Below are 18,493 nucleotides of genomic sequence, written 5' to 3'. Positions count from 1 at the left end.
AGCCGGCGGTGACAGTACTGGCCGGCGGGGCGATCATTACAGCCCCTGAAATTGCGATGTCTGGCCCCGATGATCCCTGTGCTGCTGGTCGACGACGACCGCGAACTGACTGAAATGCTCTCTTTGTACCTGGCACGCGAAGGCTTCCAGGCCACGGCGGTGGCCACGGGTGAAGAGGGCGAGACCCAGGCATTGTCCGGTCACTTCCAGGTGGTGGTGCTGGACGTGATGCTGCCGGGTATTTCTGGCATCGAAGTGCTGCGGCGCGTGCGTGCGCGCAGTCAGGTGCCGGTGCTGCTGCTGACCGCGCGTGGCGACAATATCGACCGTATTACCGGCCTTGAGCTTGGGGCTGATGACTATGTTCCCAAGCCCAGCTCCCCGGGTGAACTGGTTGCACGCCTGCGGGCGATACTGCGCCGGGTGCAGCCGCAACCGACAGGCGAGGGCAGTGCGCCCGAACAGGTGCGCACGGGCGCATTGAAGCTGTGGCCAGGACGTCGTGAAGCGCATTGGGGCCAAGCCACGCTGGAGCTGACGGGCTCGGAATTCAGCCTGCTCGAAGCGTTGGCTCGCCAGGCTGGTCAGTTGGTCAGCAAGCAGGACCTGTCCCTCAATGCCCTGGGGCGGCCGTTGACCCGATATGACCGGCGCATCGACGTGCACGTCAGCAGCATTCGGCAAAAGCTCGGCCCGCGGGCCGATGGCAGCAGCTGGATCCAGAGCGTGCGTGGCATGGGCTACATGCTGATTGTCGAATGATGCGTCGGCGTCTGTTCTGGAAGCTGTTCCTGGCGTTCTGGCTGGCCAACTGCCTGACCTTCCTGGTGGGGGCGGGGGCCTTCATGCTCAATGACTGGCGCGGTGATACCCCGGCGCTGCGTTCGCTGCTGGCCACAGAACTGCAGTTACTGCAGCGTTACGGCGAGCAGGCCGGTCGACAACTGCTGGAGGTGTTACCGCAGCCGCCGGATGTGCAAGTGGGCCTATATGACAGCCAAGGCCAGCTGCTGGCGGGCAGGGCGGTGCCGGTGTCGCGTTTCGAGCAGGCGTTGAGCGACCGAGAAGGCCGCCCGTTGGTGTTGCGTGCGTCGGTGGCTACGGCGCTTGGCGAGCCGCCGCGCCCGCGTGGCATGGGCCCGTTGGTGACCGGCACGCTGATGAGTGCGTTGTTTGCCTTTCTGTGCAGCCTTTACCTGACTCGCCCATTGGCCTGGTTGCGTGAAGCCATGGGGCAGGTGGCCCAAGGCAGGTTCGATGTGCGTGTAAAACCCAGGTTGGGCAAACGGCGCGACGAGATCGTCGAACTGGCCGGGGACTGCGACCGCATGGCCGGCCAGCTCAAGGCCCTGGTACAGGCGCAGCAGAACCTGCTGCACGATATTTCCCACGAACTGCGTTCTCCGCTGACCCGCATGCATGCCGCCATCGGCCTGATGCGTCAGCAGCCTGACCGACACGACATGCTGCAGCGGGTGGAGCGCGAATCACGGCGCATGGACGACCTGATCGAGCAACTGCTGACCCTGGCCCGCGCCCAGGCTCGGCAGGGCGACGGCGCCTTTGCCAGTGTAGATGTGACAGAGTTGCTGGCGCAGATCGTTGAAGACGCCCGTTTTGAAGCGGGCATGAAGCGGTGCCAGGTAACGTTGCAAGCCCAAGGGGCGTTTCTCATCCTGGGGCATGAAGAGCTGCTGTACCGGGCGTTCGAGAACATCATCCGCAACGCTGTTCGCTATACCGCCGCCGGCACAGAAGTGTTGGTGAGCGCTGTGTTGGCGCCGGGCGGGCAATGGCTTCAGGTCAGTGTCAGCGACCACGGTCCGGGGGTAGACCCGGCCCGTCTGAAGCGTATCTTCGAGCCGTTCGACCGCGGCACCGACAGTAGCGACGATGGCTTTGGCCTGGGCCTGGCGATTGCCCAGCGGGCCATTGTCCTGCATGGCGGCAGCATTACCGCGCTGGCCGCAACCAGCGGCGGCCTGCGCGTGCGCATCGAGCTGCCGCAAAACCGCCCTACTTGAAGCCGGTCACGGCGTGGGGAACGTAAGGGGCCTGCAAGCGCGCCACCTCGGTCTCGCTCAGCTGCAGTGACAACGCGCCCAGTGCATCGTCCAGATGGGCGGGCTTCGAGGCCCCGACGATAGGGGCGCTAACGCCGGTCTTGCCCAGTACCCAGGCCAGCGCAACCTGGGCCATCGGCACACCCCGTTCGCCAGCGATCTGTTCGACGACATCGATCACTCGGCCGTCTTCCACCTCGGTCTTTTCATAGAACGACTGGCCGGATACATCGGTGCGGGTGCGTGCTGTCTGCTGCCCGTGCGGCCGGGTCAGGCGCCCGCGGGCCATCGGGCTCCAGGGCATCAGCCCCACCCCTTGGTCCAGGCACAGCGGGATCATCTCGCGCTCTTCCTCGCGGTAGATCAGGTTGAGGTAGTTCTGCATCGACACAAAACGGCTCCAGCCGTTGCTGGCCGCCACCTGCTGTGCCTTGGCGAACTGCCAGGCGTACATCGATGAAGCACCGATGTAGCGTGCCTTGCCGGCCTTGACCACGTCATGCAGGGCTTCCATGGTCTCCTCGATGGGGGTGTGGTAGTCCCAGCGGTGGATCTGGTACAGGTCGACGTAGTCGGTACCCAGGCGGGTGAGGCTGGCGTCGATGCTGGCCATGATCGCCTTGCGCGACAAGCCTTGCTCATTGGGCCGGCTGGCGCCTTCCCACATGTTGGCAGGGAAGAACACCTTGGTGGCAATCACGGTTTCTTCCCGGCGGGTGAATGCCTTCAACAGTTTCCCGACGATGATTTCCGAGGTGCCGGCAGAATAGCTGTTGGCAGTGTCGAAGAAGTTGATGCCTTGCTCTACGGCATGGCGAATGATGGTGCGGCTGGCGGCTTCGCCCAAGGTCCAGGGATGCGTGCCGGCGTCGGGTTCGCCGAAGGTCATGCAGCCCAGACACAGCCTGGAAATGTCCAGCCCGGTGTTACCCAGCTTTACGTATTGCATCGTTTTCTCCTTCGGGGGGCGTTAGTGATGGGGGGAGACTAACGCTGGCCCGCCTGCGCGAAAATTCCGCATTAGTGCACGTGCATTACGCAAAAATTCACAAGCGTAGCAGTGGCCGCACCTGTTGCTGAAGGAAGTCGGTAACGGCCTTGATCCGTGGGGTGGCGCGCACGTCTTCATGGACTGCCTGCCAGATTTCGATGCTCATGGTCTGCTCGGCGCTGCCGGCGTCCTTCAGGCCGTGCTCCTGCGCCATGAACGCCGGCAGGCAGGCGATGCCGATGCCGATGCCGCCGGCACAGGCCTGCGCCTGGATGCGCAGGTCATTGCTGTGCAGTGCGAACGGCTGCTGGCCGGCCTGGCGGTTCAGCCATTGCTGTTGCGGTGAGTTGGCCTGGGATTCGTCGTAACCGATGTAGCGTCGTGCCGCTGCACTGGCCAAGTAGCCGGGCGAGGCGTACAACCGGTAGTCCAGGTGGCCCAGAAGGCTGGCCACCAGGGTCGGTTCTGTCGGCCTGGCCAGGGTGATGCTGATGTCAGCTTCGCGGCGGGCCAGGGATGCCTTTGATTTGCTGCCCACCAGCTTCAGGCGCAACCGTGGGTAGCGCTGGTACAGCTCGCCCAGGCGTCGGGCGACGATGCTGCCGAGCAGTGCCGGTGGTGCCGACAGCACCACCTCGCCTTCCACCGCCTGTTGGCCGGCGCTGGCGAAATGTTCTAGGGCGAAGGAGGACAGGGTCATTTGCTCGGCAAGTTCGGCAACGCGTCGGCCTTCGTCGGTGAGCACATAGGCGCGGGGGCGCCGGTCAACCAGCTTGAGCTTGAGCGAGGCTTCGAGCGAAGCGATGCGCCGGGCCACGGTGGCGTGGTCGACGCCCAAGGCCTTGGCGGCGGCGGACAGCGAACCGGCCGAGGTGAAGGCAGAGAAATGACGCAGGTCTTCCCAATCGAACATGAAGGGCTCGGCAGTGGCTTGTGTGAAGGGGGTAGGGTAGCGGTTTCGGGGGGCACTGTAGATTGCGGCGGGTTGGAGATTTTGGGGCTGCTTTGCAGCCCCACGTGGCTGGCCTCAGTGGCCGCCTTTCATGCGTCGTGCCACCAGATAGATGCCCAGCCCAACCAGCGCAGTTGCCGCGCCGATATAGCCAGTGCTGGTCCAGCCCAGGCCCGCAGTAATCGCCATGCCACCCAGCCATGGCCCCAGCGCATTGGCCAGGTTGAACGCTGCATGGTTCGACGCAGCTGCCAGGCTAGGCGCTTCATGGGCAATGTCCATCAGGCGGATCTGCAATGGCGCTGCCAGTGCGATCATGGTACCCACCAGGCCGATGCCCAACAGCAGGCTCCACAGTGCCTGGGCGGCAATGGTGAAGAACAGCAGCACGGCGATCGACCACACCAGCACCAGCCCCACGGCGCGGAACTGCAGGCGGTCGAACAGTTTGCCGCCGGCAATGTTGCCGACGATGCCGCCCACCCCGAACGCCGCAAGGCCGAACGGAATCCACTGTGGCGATACCTGGGTCACCTGCAGCATGGTCGGCGCCAGGTAGCTGAATACCGTAAACATGCCGGCAAAGCCGATCGACGCGATGGCCAGCGCCATCCACACCTGCGGGAGGGTGAAGGCTTGCAGTTCCTTGCGTGGGTCGCTGCGCACTTCGTCGTGGCGCTGGGGCACAAAGCGCCATACCAGGGCGATGGTGCACAGCGCGATGGCGCCAACCAGCACGAACGCTGAACGCCAGCCAAAGTACTGGCCCAGATACGTGGCTAGCGGGTTGCCCAGCAGCATGGCCAAGGTCAGGCCCATCATCACCCGTGCAACGGCACCCGCTCGGTGGTCCTTGGCCACCATGCTGGATGCCACCACTGCGGCAATGCCGAAGTAGGCGCCGTGGGGCAGGCCGCTGATAAAGCGGAAGGCAACCAGGCTGCTGAACGAAGGGGCGAAAGCGGTAGCCAGGTTGCCAAGGGCGTACAGTGCCATCAGCAGCAGCAACATGTGCTTGCGCAGCAGCCGCGCACCCAGAATCGCGAGTGTCGGGGCGCCAACCATCACCCCCAGTGCGTAGGCACTGATGGCATGCCCCACCTGGGGCTCACTCAATTGCAGGTTGTTGGCAATGTCGGGCATCAGGCCCATGATGGCGAATTCGCCGGTGCCGATGGCAAAGCTGCCCAGCGCCATGGCGGCTTCCATCTTCGCGACGGTGCCTTTACCGGGGAGAGGGGGTATTTGCGGAACTGACATCTGTATCCCTTTTGAAACATGCTGAAACGTTCAAGGCGGGATCATAGTCAATATTTGCCGGCAACGTCGAGGAACCTGAGCAGCTTGTGGGGGCATCGGCGGCCTGGCTGGGGAGCGTTTAAACGGTCAGCTTCTTGCTGAACTTGGTTTCCATGACAATGTGCGAAGCCGTGTGCGTAACCCCCTTGATCATGTTGATGCGGGTCAGCTCGGCATTGAGCTCGCCCAGCGTATGGGTGGTCAGGTGGATAATGAAGTCCATCTCGCCCGACACCGCATACACCGCCTGCACCGCGTCCATTTTGCGCAGGGTGGTCATCACATCGGTGTAGCTCTTGTTGCTGCACGAGGTCATGGTGAAGCAGTTGATCACCTGCTGCAGCTTGTCTTGGTCGATGCGCACACTGTAGCCGGTGATCACCCCGGCGTTTTCCAGGCGGTTGATGCGCTCCTGTACCGCCGAGCGAGACACGCCCAGCTTGCGCGCCAGCGAGGCGGTGGGCTCACGGGCGTTGGCCTGCAGCAGCCCGAGCAATTGCCGGTCCTTCTCAGTCAGTTTGAACAGCGCGCCGGGTGGGAGGGCGTCCATGGTGGTTCCTGGTGTTTGTTCTAGTTGTGGTACTGCGCGCGGGCTTCCTGGAACCTGTCCATCAGCTTCAGCCCGGCATACACCGTTTGCGCCGCAGCAGGTCCGAACGGCCCGCCATTCCATTCCAGGCCATAGGCGTCGAACAGGCGGTAGCGGTCGGTTTCGCCACAGATTGCTTCGCTGACAACCCGGGCGCCCACAGGTGCGGTGTTCATACCATGGCCCCCAAATGAAGTACAAGCCCACAGCCCTGGACCGAGGGGGCCGATGTGCGGCATTTTGTGGCGGGCGTAACCCATCAGCCCGGACCAGGCCTTGGCGATTTTCAAACCCTGCAACTGTGGATACACGCTGAGGATGTCACGGGTCAGCAACTGACCCAGGCGCTGTTCGTCCTGCAGGTTGCGCGTGGTGATATGGCCGCCCCACAGCAGGCGGTCACCCTCGACGATGCGGTAGTAGTCGGAGGCGCGGCGGTTGTCGCCGACTGCGTCCGTGGTACGTACTACGTCACGCAGGCGCTCACCCAGGTGTTCGGTCAGCACCACATAAGTGGCAATCGGCAGGAACGCCCGGCGCAGCTGGCCGAACTCCGGGCCGCCGTAGCCACCGCAGCAGTACACCACATCGGCACAGGTCACCGCGCCGTCGGCGGTGATCACGCGATGACTGCCGGCTCTGCGCTCTACCCGCAGCATCGGCGACTGTTCGTGGATGCGACCACCGGCCAGCTCGACCAGCTCGGCCAGGCCCAGGCAGTAGTTCAGTGGGTGGAAGTGAAAACCATGGCTGTCCCGCAACCCCTGGAAGTAGCGGTCGGTGTTCAGACGGCTGCGCAGTGCCTGTGTATCCAGGTATTCCAGGTTGAAATCGAAGTCGCGGGCCATACGGTCGCGGGTGCGCTGCAGGTTGTCGGCGTCGTCGTAGCGCACCACGCTCAGCTTGCCGGTGGTGGCGGCGCAGCCTGGCAACTGGTGGCGGGCGATGGTGTCGCGGACGATATCGACGCCCTCCAGCGATAGCCGGAACAAGGCGGCGGCGGTCTGCTTGCCGCAACGCCGCTCGATCGCCGACAGCCCCTCGGACCACCCCTGCAACACAAAGCCGCCATTGCGCCCAGAGGCGCCCCAGGCCACCCGTGCCGCCTCCAGCAACACCACCGAGCGCCCACGCGCCAGCAGCTCGCGGGCCACGCTCAGGCCTGCCAGGCCGCCGCCAATCACGCATGCATCTGCCCGGGTCTCACCGGTCAACCCGGCTCGCTGGGGGGCAGGGCGCATGGTCCCGGTATAGTAGTTGTTGCTGTAGCTGGCCATCGGCTGGGTCATCCTTTTACGGGGCGCTGCAGGTTTTGCGGGCATGGGGGGGCCGTACGCCCTTCAAGTCAAGGGCGCAGGCTTGCGGGTAATGGCGTTACTGCACTTGTGTAAGGTCGGCGCCGTACCATTTTTCCGACAGCTGTTTCAGCGTGCCGTCGGCCTTCATGTCGTCGATGGCCTTGGCCAGTTCAGCGTTGAAGGCGTCGTCGCCCTTGTCGGTGGCGATGGCCAGGGGCTCGTAGTAGGCGGGCTTGCCCTGCACCGGGGCAACCGGGTAACCGGCCTTGATCGCGCCCATGATGGTTGGCAGTGCAGACAGGGTGGCATCCAGGCGGGTGCCGTTGCCTATGCGCAGGTCGTCCAGCGGGCCCATGCTGTCGCCGTAGGTTTGCACGTTGCCCGGCTCCACGCTGTAGCTGAACGCGGGCACGTCCGCGGCGTCGATTTTCAGCCGACGGTTGATATAGTCCTCGGACGTGGTGCCAGCTTCAACGCCGATGGTCTTGCCATTGAGGTCGGCCGCGCTGGCGCCGGCGGCGTCCTTGTGCACCGCGAACACATACGGGGTGTAGTAGTAAATGGCCGGAAAGTCGAGCACCCGCCCCCGCTCGGTGGTGGGGGTCATCGAGCCGACTGACAGGTCCCAGCGGCTTGCCCAGCGCCCCGCGGTGATGATGCCGTATTCCGGGGTGACAAACGCCACCTTGGCGCCCAGGCGCTTGCCAATCTCGTTGGCCACATCAATGTCGAAGCCCTTGAGGGTGTTGTCCTCGCCAAGAAATGACTGCGGTGGCCAGTTGGCGGCTGTGGCCACTTTCATGACCTTGCTCTGGTGGATACGATCGAGCGTGGCGCCGGCCCACGCGGCGCCTGTCATCAAGGTCAGGCAGCCGGCAACGGCGGTAAGGGCAAACAAGCGAGCGACTGGGTTCATACGGAAAGTCTCCGGGCATGCAATTGTTGTTGTGGTATTGGCACAGCGGTAGACACAGGCTCAGTGGCTGAGGATTTGCGAGAGAAACTCCCTGGCGCGCGCATGGCCAGGGTTGTCGAAGAACGCGTCGGGCCGGCCTTGTTCGATTACCTGGCCTTGGTCCATGAAGATGATGCGGTCGGCCACCCGGCGGGCGAAGCCCATTTCGTGGGTAACGCAAAGCATGGTGATGCCGTCCTTGGCCAGCTCGCCCATTACGTCGAGCACCTCTTTGACCATTTCCGGGTCCAACGCCGAGGTCGGTTCGTCGAACAGCATGATGCGCGGCTTCATGCACAGCGCACGAGCAATGGCCACACGTTGTTGCTGGCCCCCGGAAAGCTGCCCGGGGAACTTGTCGGCCTGGCTGGCGATACGCACCCGGTCCAGATACTCCAGCGCCAGGGCGCGGGCCTCTGGCGCGCTGAGCTTGCTGACCAGGCGCGGGCCGAGCATCAGGTTTTCCAGCACGGTCAGGTGCGGGAACAGGTTGAACTGCTGGAACACCATGCCCACCTGGCGACGGATGGCGGCGACGCTTGCCGCATCACGGTTCAGTGGGTTGCCGGCGATTTGCACCTGACCTTTCTGGAAGTCTTCCAGCAGGTTCAGGCACCGGATCAACGTGGATTTGCCCGAGCCGGAAGGCCCACAGACCACCACGATTTCGCCGCTGGCGATCTCCAGGTCAATGCCCTTGAGCACATGAAACTCGCCGTACCATTTCTGCAAGCCGCGAATTGACACGGCGGCCTGGCCGGCAGCGGGGGTAAAAGGCTGGTTCATCAGGGGGTTCCTCGATCAACGGTGGGCGCGGTCGAAACGTTTTTCCAGGCGCGATTGCACGCTTTCGAGCAGGATCGACAGCACCCAGTACAAGACGGCAGCGGTGATCAGCATTTCCAAGTGGCGGAACTCCGCACGGCCCTGGGTGCGGGCGAGGAACATCAGCTCCCATACACCGATCACTGACACCAGCGAGCTGTCTTTGAGCATGGAGATGAACTGGTTGCCGGTAGGTGGAATGATCAGCCGCATCGACTGCGGCAGGATCACCCGGGTCATGGCCTGGAAGGGCGTCAGGCCGATCGCCCGCGACGCTTCCCATTGCCCGCGCGGGATGCTGCTGATACCGGCGCGGAAGATTTCCGTCATGTAAGCGCCGTAGCACAGCGACAACGCCAGGATGCCTGCCGGCACGGCGCCCACCACATAGCCGAGCTGGGGGATGCCGAGGTAGATCAGGTAGATCTGGATCAGTAGCGGCACACCGCGGAAGAACGAGGTGTAGAAGCTGGCAATGGCGATGGCGAAACCGTTGGACGACAGCCGGGCAGTAGCCCCCAGCAGCGCCAGAACAAAGGCGATGGCGATGGAGAGGGTGGACACGTAGACGGTGGTGAACACCCCTTGGGTGATCATGAAGCCGACCTTGCTGGCGATGAAACTGTAAGACAGGTCGAAGGTGTCGAAGAACAGCAGGAACAGCAGCAACAGCTCACACCAGACCGTTATCACCTGGGCCCGTAACGGAAAACGGCCAAGGATGAACAGGTTCAGTACCAGGGTCACCGCCAAGGTGCCGGCCACTGCGGCGTTACGCAGCAGCGGTGCCTGCAGGTCGAGTACGATCGGGCCCATCAGCCGGGCGAGGCTACCGTCACCCACGCCACAGAGCAGGGCGGTGGCGAATATCACAGCGGCGACCAAACCCATGAATGCCGGTTTATCGGTCGCACGCGGTTTGACGATGTGGTCTCTGTACATGGGGTCGTGCCTCACGGAGCTGGGCTCGTTTGTTGTTGTGGGGTCATTGTAGGGAGGCGAAGCGCAGGCAAGAACCTGTGGAATCGCAACAAATATCAAATTTGTTTTGGCAATTACGGAGGTTGCACCCTGACATCTGCCAGTGAATGCCCACCAGATTGCTACCGGGCCACAAGCGTGCGTACAAATGTACTCCATCCGTTTTTTAAGCTGTCTACTGCGCGCATAACTGAAATGCCGGGATGTTGTGGCAAGCCATACGCCTGCTCTTTTAGACTGCCACCTGCGTGCGCCGACATCCGGCCCGCTTGGTGGATAAGGCTGCTGTCGTGAATGCTGGCGTACGTTTTCCCGGGCCCTTGGGTATTTTCTGGCTGGGCCTGCTGCAAATCCTGGTGTGGGGTGGTTCGTTCTTCCTCCTGGCGGTGATGGGCAAGCCAATCCTGCACGAGACCGGCTGGGACAGCGGCTGGGTGTATGGGGCGCTGTCGCTGGCCCTGATGGTGTCGGCGTTGTTGGCGCCGCTGTGCAGCCGCCTGGTGGCGCGCTATGGCGGGCGCTGGCAACTGGCCGCCAGCGGCGCGGTAGTGGGGCTGGGCTTGCTGGTGGTTGCCAACTGCCACAGCCTGCAGGTATTCCTGCTGGCCTGGGTGATCATTGGCGCGGGGATGGCAATGGGGCTTTACGAAGCACTATTTGCCACCCTCGGTGCCCTGTATGCCGAACGGGCGGGACGGGCGATTACGGGCATCACCCTGATTTCAGGGTTTGCCACTACCGTGACCTGGCCGGTACTCGCCCTCGCCATCGAGCAACTGGGCTGGCGCACGGCCTGCATGGCTTATGCGTTGGTGCTGATCGTTGCCGTGGCGCCGCTGTACCTCTGGGTGTTGCCGGCAGGCCAGCCCCGGCAGAAGGCCCAGAGCATGACGGCGGTGGCAGATCAGCCCGTGCACCGCCGCCTTTACTGGCTGCTGACCGCAATCTTCGCCATTGGCGCGATCATCATGACTGCCGTTTCAGTGCAACTGGTGGCGGTCCTGCAGGGCCAGGGCCATTCGCTGGCGGCTGCCATTGGCCTGAGTGCCTTGCTTGGGCCAAGCCAGGTGGCCTCGCGGGTGCTGCAGATCATCGCCGGCAAGCGCCACCCGATATGGACTGCGCTGGTATCATCGGTGCTGGTTGCTGTAGGTCTGACGCTGGTGGCCGTGGCGCCGGGGATGACCGCGCTGGGCCTGCTGCTGTATGGCTGTGGCAATGGTCTGCGCGCCATTGTCAGGGGGCTGCTGCCGCTGGCCCTGATGCCGCCTGCCCAGTATGTTGCGCTGATGGGCAAGATGTCGCGCCCATCATTGATTGGCCAGGCACTGACGCCCTTGGTGGGCGGTTATCTGTTCCAGCACTTCGGCGCGACGGGGGTACTGGCAACGCTCTCGGCCCTGGCATTGACCAGTGTCGTGCTGGTGTTGCTGGTGGTGCATGGCCTCCCGCGGCAAACGGCGTGATCAGGCGCCACTCATTTGGCTAGCAAGGACGAAAACGATGTCGGATGCACCACGTAACCCGTTGCTTATCGATGGGCCGGCCGGCCAGATCGAGCTGCTGATCGACTACTCTGCCGGGCCGCCCAAGGGGGTGGTGCTGGTCAGTCACCCACAACCGCTGCTGGGCGGTAGCCCGCGCCATATCGTGCCGCTGACCCTGGCGCGGCAGCTGTGCGCAGCCGGTTGGCAGGTGGTGCGGCCGAGTTTCCGTGGGGTAGGGCAGACCCAAGGTGCGCACGACGAGGGTATCGGCGAAGCGCAAGACTGCATCGCGGTCATCCGTCACTTCAGACGGGAGTTGCCTGCGCTACCGGTAGCCCTGGTCGGGTTTTCTTTTGGTGCTTATGTGTTCGCCCGTGTGGCCTGTGCGCTTGAAGGGCAGTTGCAGGCAGTGGCGTTGCTGGGGCTGCCGGTGGGTGATGTACCGGGCGGGCGATATTACGAGCCATTGCCGGTGCCTGCGGATTGCCTGCTGCTGCATGGCGAACAGGATGAAATGGCGCCGCTGGCCAACCTGTTGCAATGGGCTGGCCCGGGGCAACGGGCGGTGTCGGTTTATGCAGGTGCCAACCACTTTTTCAAGGGCTGCCTGGGGCGGGCGGCTGAGCAGGTGATCGCCCATCTGGCGTTGAAAACTGCGCTCCCATAGGCACTGGCGCGTCGGTCTGGCACCGGCTTTGCCGGTGTTCGCGGCTAAAGCCGCTCCCACAGGGACTGCGGGTGCCCAACATTTACGCTGTACCTGTGGGAGCGGCTTTAGCCGCGAAAGGGCCGGAACAGGCGAGCCTCACCGCTCCAGGTAATTCATCTGCGCAGCAAAGTCGATGAACCGCTTGCTGGCCAGCGACAGGTATTCCCCCGAGCGCCAACACAATCTGAAGCTCATCAGCTGCGCCGGCCGGAACGGCACCCCGACGATACCCGGCGTGCGCTGCTGGACCGAGCGCAGCAGGGTTGCCACGCCCATGTTGTCCAGCGCGGCCTGCACCACCAGTGAGACGAAGTTGCTCTGCAACGCCACTTGGTAAGTAATCCCGTGTTCGGCGAAGAAGGCGTCCAGTAGGTGACGTTGAACGAACGTGCGGTCGAACACGACCATGTCGGTATTGCGCAGGTCTTGCGCCGTGAGGAAGGCTTTGCCGGCATAAGGGTGGTCGGGGTGCATACACGCCAGCATCTCGTCACTGCCCAGCAGAATCGATTCCTTGTCGGGCGGCACTCGCCTGGACTCCAGCAGTGCCAGGTCGATTTCCCGTTGCTCCAGACGATGGCCAATGTCCTCGGCACTGCCTTCGAATACGGTCATGGCAATGCCTGGATACAGCTGGCGGAAGGCGTTCATCAACCCGGGTACATAGTGCAGGCCGAACATGGGCGGGATGCCCAGGCGCACTTCGCCGCGTTTCAGGTCGGCCATGTCGCGCAGTTCTTGCCGGGCGACATCCATCTCGCGCAACGCCGACGCAATGCGTGGCAGGAACTGTTCGCCCTCGGCGGTAAGGATGACTTTGCGCGTGGTGCGGTTGAACAGGGTCACGCCCAGCTCTTCTTCCAGACGGGTGACGGCCATGCTCAGCGCCGGCTGGGCAATGTGCAAATGCTGCGCAGCCTTGGTGAAGCTGCCCTGGCGTACGATCTCGACGCAGCAGCGCAATGCCTTGAGGTTCATTGAGGGGCTCTACCATTCATAACGAACTGTGATGCTAAGCATCATAACAATATATTTATTATTATTAACCAGAGGGCCTACGATGCGCGCCACTGAGACATCCTGCAACATCTCAGTCACGCAGCGAAATAAAGCTGCAATCCCACAAAGATTTTGAGGTAGTACCCCAAATGGCCAAGGCCGCCGATGTCGTTGTGCAATGCCTGGAAAACGAAGGTGTCGAGTATGTGTTCGGCATTCCCGGTGAGGAAAACCTCGACCTGCTCGAATCCCTGCGCAAGTCGAAGATCAAGCTGGTACTGACCCGCCATGAGCAGTCTGCAGGCTTCATGGCTGCCACCTACGGCCGCCTGACCGGCAAGACCGGCGTCAGCCTGTCCACCCTCGGCCCCGGCGCCACCAACCTGGTCACCGCCAGCGCCTACGCCTACCTGGGCGGCATGCCGATGATGATGATCACCGGCCAGAAGCCGATCAAGAAGTCCAAGCAGGGCCGCTTCCAGATCATTGACGTGTGCGGCATGATGGACCCCATCACCAAGTACACCCACCAGTTTGCCTCGGCCGACAACATCCCGGCCCGCATGCGTGAAGCCTTCCGCCTGGCCGAAGAAGAAAAGCCGGGTGCGGTACACCTGGAACTGCCGGAAGACATCGCCGCCGAGCAGACCGATGCACTGCCGATCCCGCGTAGCCTGCACCGCCGCCCGCTGGCCGAACACGTAGCGATCGAAGCTGCCGTCGAGAAATTGCAGAACGCCCGTAACCCGATCCTGGTGATCGGCGCCGGTGCCAACCGCAAGATGACCGCCAAGGTCCTCAAGCAGCTGATCGACAAGACCGGTATCCCGTTCATCACCACCCAGATGGGTAAAGGCGTGGTCGACGAGCGCCACCCGCGCTTCCTGGGCAACGCTGCGCTGTCGTCGGGTGACTTTGTTCACCGCGCCGTCGAAGCCGCCGACCTGATCATCAACATCGGCCACGACGTGATCGAAAAGCCGCCGTTCTTCATGGTCCGTGGTGGTACCGAAGTCATCCACATCAACTTCCGCTCCGCCGAAGTCGATGCCGTGTACTTCCCGCAGGTCGAAGTGATTGGTGACATCGCCAACGCCGTGTGGCAGATCAGCGAAGCGCTGAACGACACGTCGCACTGGGACTTCACCCGCCTGCTGGCCATCCGTGAAGCCAACGAAGCGCAGATCGCCGAAGGGGCTGACGACAACCGCTTCCCGGTCTACCCGCAGCGCCTGGTAGCCGACATCCGTCGCGTACTGCCGTCCGAAGGCATCGTTGCCCTGGACAACGGCATCTACAAGATCTGGTTCGCCCGTAACTACAAGGCGCACAAACCGAACACCGTGCTGCTGGACAACGCCCTGGCGACCATGGGCGCCGGCCTGCCATCGGCCATGGCGGCACACCTGGTGCACCCTGACCGCCCGGTGATCTCGGTGTGCGGTGACGGCGGCTTCATGATGAACAGCCAGGAGCTGGAAACCGCAGTCCGCCTGGGCATGCACATCACCGTGGTGATCCTGCGTGACGATGGCTACGGCATGATCCGCTGGAAGCAGGCCAACATGGGCTTCACCGATTTTGGCCTGGACTACGGCAACCCGGACTTCGTCAAATACGCCGAAGCCTACGGTGCCAACGGTCACCGCGTGGAAAGTGCCGAAGGCCTGCTGCCACTGCTGGAACACTGCATCAAGACCCCGGGCGTGCACGTGATCGACTGCCCGGTCGATTACAGCGAGAACGACCGCATCCTCAACAGCGAGCTGCGTGAGCGTGCGCTGGCGGTATAAGCCTTAAGGTACGGCGCCAGCTTCAAGGCTGGCGCTGCCCTCCTGCAAGAGCGGTTTCAGCCGCGCACCGGCAAGGCCGGTGTTATCTCCAGGCCTCGCTGGCCACGCAATCTCCGTCGCTTCCGTCAACGATCCAACAGGCCCTGCAGGCTGGCCAGGATGCTGTTGGCGTCGTAAGGCTTGCGCGCTACGGGGGCAGCCTTCAAGTGCTCGGGAATGCTGATACCGTCGCCATAGCCGGTGGCAAAGAGGAAGGGAACCTGACGGCGTAACAGTTCATCGGCCACGGAAATGGATGTGCCGGTACCCAGGTTGACATCCAGTATGGCCACATCCGGTGTGCAACCGGCGAGCAGTTGCATTGCCTCAGCTTCGGAATTAGCGGTGATCACGTGCTTGATTTGAGCATCGGTGAGAATCTGCTCCAAGCCCACTGCAATCACCAGTTGGTCTTCGAGGATCATCACGCACAAGTCCTCCCGCGCTGCAAAGGTATCGCGCACGCGGGCCATGGCCGAGGCCGGGATGACGGGTTCGAAGGTTTCGGCAATGGTAAGGTGCTTGGCCGGGATACTGAAAAAGCCCTGCAGGCCTTCGGGGTAATACTCCACTGTGCTGGTGCCGCCCAGGTCGAACGGGATGCTGCGGTCGATCAGTACCGAGCCGAAGCCACTGCGGCTGGGCGGGCGTACCGTTGGCCCGCCACTTTCACGCCAGCTGATGGCGCAGGCGTTCGCGGCGTCGAGTGCCCAGCTTACCGAAAGCCTGCCGCCGGCCCGCGATAGCGCGCCGTACTTGGCCGCATTGGTAGCCAGTTCGTGCAGCACCAGGGCCATTACCGAGTAGGCGCGCGCATCGAGGATGACGTTAGGGCCCTGCAGCTCGATCATGCCGGCAGCCGTGCGATAGGGCGAAAGCTCGGCCTCCAGCAGCCTCTCCAGGCGACCGCCACCATCACCCCGCACCACTTGATCATGGGCCAGTGACAATGCCTGTATACGACCTTTCAATGTCGTCACATAGTCCTGGAGTGTCTGCCCCTCAGCGGTCGGATGGGCAACCAATGCCCCGATCAGCGACAGGATGTTCTTGACCCTGTGGTTGAGCTCTTCATTGAGGATGCGCTGGCGCACTTCTGCCTTCGATCGCTCGCCGGCGAGCAGCTCGTTGTTGTGCAGCACCACTTCGACGATGGCGGTGCGGATGGCATCACCAAACTGGCGATCCTGCTCGGTCCAGGGCAGCGAATGCTGGTGAACGGTTTCTTTCCAGACGGCGAAGCTTTTGCGCGGTGTCAGACGATCCCCCAGCGCCCCGCTGTCGTAGGTCTTGTTAGGGTCCCCCGCCCAGGCGAGTGTCTCGATGACCTCCTTGCGGAAGAAGATCAGGTAGTCCCTCGGCTGTTGCGATATCGGGATGATCAAAACGCCAGAGACGTCGGTGAAGTAAGCCTGGGCAGAGGGATGCACCATCGACAGGCGGTTGGACGCCCAGGTCCGGCCATCGGTGACCCTGCCTGCCAGGTTCAACAGTTCGGGCACGGCAGCCTTCGGCAATACCAGCCCGGATGATACCCAGCGGCCTTGCAGCGATATGCCGACGCCATCGCAGGGGATCAGCGACATGAGTTGCGGCAGGCGTGAGTGGAAGAACCCATCGAGGTCCACTGACAGGGTGGCATCGCGCACGATGTCGTCCAGTGCGTTGTGAACCCGCACGGCGGCTTCGAGTTTTTGCCGACTGCGCAGGGTCTCGAGATGCAACGCGAAGAACTCGCCGAACATTTCGGCGGCCACCCGCTGCCCCATGGTCAGTGTACGTGGCGTGTAGTGGTGGCAGGCGATCATCCCCCACAGCTCGCCGTTGACGATCACCGATATCGACATGGAGGCGCCCACGCCCATGTTGCACAGGTACTCGCAATGGACCGGCGACACGCTGCGCAGGTGCGCGTAGGACAGGTCTAGCGGTTCGCCTGACGGGTCAAGGACAGGCTCGATGGCGACCCGTTTGAACTGGGCATCGGAGATCACCCGGATGGGGTTGCGCAGGTAAAGCGCTCGGGCCTGCTGCGGGATGTCGGTGGCGGGGAAATACTGGCCCATGAAGCTTTCGAGGTCGCCGCGCTTGGCTTCCGCTACCACTTGGCCAGCCCCGTCTGCACCGAGCTGGTAGATCATTACACGGTCGTAGCCCAGCACCGCGCGGACAAAGCGGGCAGCGTCGCGGATCAATTGGGTGGTCTGGGCGGTTTCGCGCAGCTGGGTAATCAGGGTGCGGGCCAGTTCGATGGGCTCGGCGATGCTGGCGCCCGCCGGTTCGAACTCCAGGATGGCCGACCCCTTGAACAGGTGGGCGGCGATATCGAAGGCCTGGCCGTTGGGCAGCATCACGCCAAAGCTGAGTGCAGGGCGCGAGGCTTCGCGGGTACGGGCCAACGCGTTACGCAAGGTGTGGGCTACCTCGTCCCCTAAGACTGTGTGCAGCTTCTGCCCGTTGATATCGCCTGCCAGGCCCAGCAAATGCGGGGCATTGAGCGAATGGCGCAGGACCACGGTCGCGGATGCATCGCAGGCCAGCAGGCAGCCGTGGGGCTGGATGCTGCCAGGGATCTGGATCGGTTCGCGGTCGCAGTTGGTCAGGTTTACTTGCGGATCGGAGGTCATTTGGCCCGTGCCTAAGGGTAAAGAGTAGGCTGCCAGAAGGGCCGCCACCGTCAGCCTAGCAGGCATTGTCCGCCTTGGGCATTGCCGAGTGGCTGCCTTTTCAGGTTGACGGGGTATGTGCCCGTTCATCTGTGAAACCCAACTCTCGTATGAACATCGAAAACAGCTCGGGGTGAGACGATATGTTCAGCTTCGCGTACAGATGACGCCGGTGCACCTTTATGGTTTCTGGCGAGATTTCACCGTACTGCTGATCCTGTGCGTGTACCTGGTGGTCGGGATGTGCGCGCTGTTCAGCCGCGTGCTGCGCCGCGACCGTGAGCACCCTTACCGGATGCCGCTGTGGCCACTGCCGGCCTTGGCTGCGGTGACGGGGCCGGGTACCTGTTGACGACCCTGTTAAGTACGGCTTCAGCCCGGGACATTTTCATCATTCTTGGCATTCTGCTTACCTCCGTGTTGCTGTACGGCACGTATGGCAAGTTGAGCCCGGCCTTCCAGAAACTTTGAGCGAGAGACAAGATGCGAGCACGCGATTTCGGTTTCACGCTGGGCCTTGGTCGGCCTGGCCCCCACAACGCCATTACCGATGTGCCGGGTGTACGGGTTGGCCACGCCACCCTGAGCAAGCACCATAACGGCAAGCCTGTACGCACCGGTGTCAGTGTCATCGAGCCCCGCGAAGGCCCGGCGCGCCATCAACCGTGCTTTGCCAATATTTCGCCGCTGTTCGCGGCAGCGGCCGATGCGGTAGAAGAGGCCATTGTCAACGCGATCCTGGCAGGCAGGACCCTGCAGACAGAGGACGGGCGAGAAGTGCCAGGCCTGGAGGGTTCGCGGTTGCTGAAGGCCCTTGAGCAAGTGGGTTGGAAAGCTCAGGGTTAAC

General features: G+C 62.9%; 16 protein-coding genes and 3 pseudogenes. 8 read left to right on the top strand and 11 right to left on the bottom strand.

Annotation, left to right across the window (positions count from 1 at the left end; genetic code table 11):
• Window positions 1-69: 69 nt before the first annotated feature.
• A complete protein-coding gene (locus J3A71_RS16215) occupies window positions 70-762 on the top strand; it encodes a response regulator transcription factor (RefSeq protein ID WP_096426053.1) in 693 nt (230 codons plus the stop codon).
• Window positions 759-2,024, top strand: coding sequence for an ATP-binding protein (locus J3A71_RS16210; RefSeq protein ID WP_016486783.1), 1,266 nt, complete (start codon window positions 759-761; stop codon window positions 2,022-2,024). Before J3A71_RS16215 ends, J3A71_RS16210 begins: the two co-directional genes overlap by 4 nt.
• Here the strand turns inward: J3A71_RS16210 and J3A71_RS16205 are convergent.
• The 8 genes from J3A71_RS16205 to J3A71_RS16170 all read right to left on the bottom strand — a co-directional run bounded on the left by J3A71_RS16205 (window position 2,017) and on the right by J3A71_RS16170 (window position 9,914).
• Entirely contained in the window at window positions 2,017-3,012 is a 996-nt protein-coding gene (locus J3A71_RS16205; protein ID WP_096426054.1) for an aldo/keto reductase, read from the bottom strand. The two genes, J3A71_RS16210 and J3A71_RS16205, sit on opposite strands and share 8 nt — an antisense overlap.
• Before the next feature lie 97 nt (window positions 3,013-3,109).
• The gene (locus J3A71_RS16200) at window positions 3,110-3,967 is read right to left on the bottom strand and encodes a LysR family transcriptional regulator (RefSeq protein WP_096426055.1); all 858 of its coding nucleotides are present in this window, start codon (window positions 3,965-3,967) and stop codon (window positions 3,110-3,112) included.
• A 114-nt stretch (window positions 3,968-4,081) separates the two neighbouring features.
• Window positions 4,082-5,266, bottom strand: a complete 1,185-nt coding sequence (locus J3A71_RS16195; RefSeq protein WP_173857514.1) for an MFS transporter — start codon at window positions 5,264-5,266, stop codon at window positions 4,082-4,084.
• 118 nt (window positions 5,267-5,384) lie between these two features.
• Entirely contained in the window at window positions 5,385-5,855 is a 471-nt protein-coding gene (locus tag J3A71_RS16190; protein ID WP_016486787.1) for an Lrp/AsnC family transcriptional regulator, read from the bottom strand.
• 20 nt (window positions 5,856-5,875) lie between these two features.
• Complete coding sequence (locus J3A71_RS16185; protein ID WP_016486788.1) at window positions 5,876-7,171, bottom strand: FAD-binding oxidoreductase; 1,296 nt, start codon at window positions 7,169-7,171, stop codon at window positions 5,876-5,878.
• A gap of 97 nt (window positions 7,172-7,268) precedes the next feature.
• Window positions 7,269-8,108: an ABC transporter substrate-binding protein gene (locus J3A71_RS16180; RefSeq protein WP_016486789.1), complete on the bottom strand. Its 840-nt coding sequence runs from the start codon at window positions 8,106-8,108 to the stop codon at window positions 7,269-7,271.
• A 60-nt stretch (window positions 8,109-8,168) separates the two neighbouring features.
• Window positions 8,169-8,933, bottom strand: coding sequence for an amino acid ABC transporter ATP-binding protein (locus J3A71_RS16175; RefSeq protein ID WP_096426057.1), 765 nt, complete (start codon window positions 8,931-8,933; stop codon window positions 8,169-8,171).
• 15 nt (window positions 8,934-8,948) lie between these two features.
• Window positions 8,949-9,914: an amino acid ABC transporter permease gene (locus J3A71_RS16170; RefSeq protein ID WP_096426058.1), complete on the bottom strand. Its 966-nt coding sequence runs from the start codon at window positions 9,912-9,914 to the stop codon at window positions 8,949-8,951.
• A gap of 380 nt (window positions 9,915-10,294) precedes the next feature.
• On the opposite strand from J3A71_RS16170, the gene J3A71_RS16165 reads away from it, so the two are divergent.
• A complete protein-coding gene (locus J3A71_RS16165; RefSeq protein ID WP_060519948.1) occupies window positions 10,295-11,419 on the top strand; it encodes an MFS transporter in 1,125 nt (374 codons plus the stop codon).
• A 37-nt stretch (window positions 11,420-11,456) separates the two neighbouring features.
• Window positions 11,457-12,107: an alpha/beta fold hydrolase gene (locus J3A71_RS16160; RefSeq protein WP_095117295.1), complete on the top strand. Its 651-nt coding sequence runs from the start codon at window positions 11,457-11,459 to the stop codon at window positions 12,105-12,107.
• A gap of 138 nt (window positions 12,108-12,245) precedes the next feature.
• Here J3A71_RS16160 and J3A71_RS16155 read toward each other — a convergent pair whose 3' ends face one another.
• Complete coding sequence (locus J3A71_RS16155; protein ID WP_016486794.1) at window positions 12,246-13,127, bottom strand: LysR family transcriptional regulator; 882 nt, start codon at window positions 13,125-13,127, stop codon at window positions 12,246-12,248.
• Window positions 13,128-13,297: 170 nt separating this feature from the next.
• Here J3A71_RS16155 and J3A71_RS16150 point away from each other — a divergent pair, with 170 nt between their 5' ends.
• Complete coding sequence (locus J3A71_RS16150) at window positions 13,298-14,941, top strand: acetolactate synthase large subunit (RefSeq protein WP_095117292.1); 1,644 nt, start codon at window positions 13,298-13,300, stop codon at window positions 14,939-14,941.
• 125 nt (window positions 14,942-15,066) lie between these two features.
• Here J3A71_RS16150 and J3A71_RS16145 read toward each other — a convergent pair whose 3' ends face one another.
• A complete protein-coding gene (locus J3A71_RS16145) occupies window positions 15,067-17,607 on the bottom strand; it encodes an HWE histidine kinase domain-containing protein (RefSeq protein ID WP_016486796.1) in 2,541 nt (846 codons plus the stop codon).
• A gap of 100 nt (window positions 17,608-17,707) precedes the next feature.
• Window positions 17,708-17,845, bottom strand: a pseudogene (locus J3A71_RS16140) (LuxR C-terminal-related transcriptional regulator); the annotation flags it as partial.
• Here J3A71_RS16140 and J3A71_RS16135 point away from each other — a divergent pair.
• The 3 genes and pseudogenes from J3A71_RS16135 to J3A71_RS31465 form a co-directional block, all read left to right on the top strand.
• A pseudogene (locus J3A71_RS16135) lies at window positions 17,846-18,117 on the top strand (APC family permease); the annotation flags it as partial.
• 12 nt (window positions 18,118-18,129) lie between these two features.
• Window positions 18,130-18,321: pseudogene (locus J3A71_RS31470) on the top strand (P1 family peptidase); the annotation flags it as partial.
• 3 nt (window positions 18,322-18,324) lie between these two features.
• Window positions 18,325-18,492: a P1 family peptidase gene (locus J3A71_RS31465; RefSeq protein WP_232895358.1), complete on the top strand. Its 168-nt coding sequence runs from the start codon at window positions 18,325-18,327 to the stop codon at window positions 18,490-18,492.
• Window position 18,493 lies beyond the last annotated feature (1 nt).

Source organism: Pseudomonas sp. PvP089, from assembly GCF_017875165.1.
Taxonomy (GTDB): Bacteria; Pseudomonadota; Gammaproteobacteria; order Pseudomonadales; family Pseudomonadaceae; genus Aquipseudomonas; species Aquipseudomonas fortuita.
This window is presented reverse-complemented; position numbering and strand designations above follow the sequence as displayed.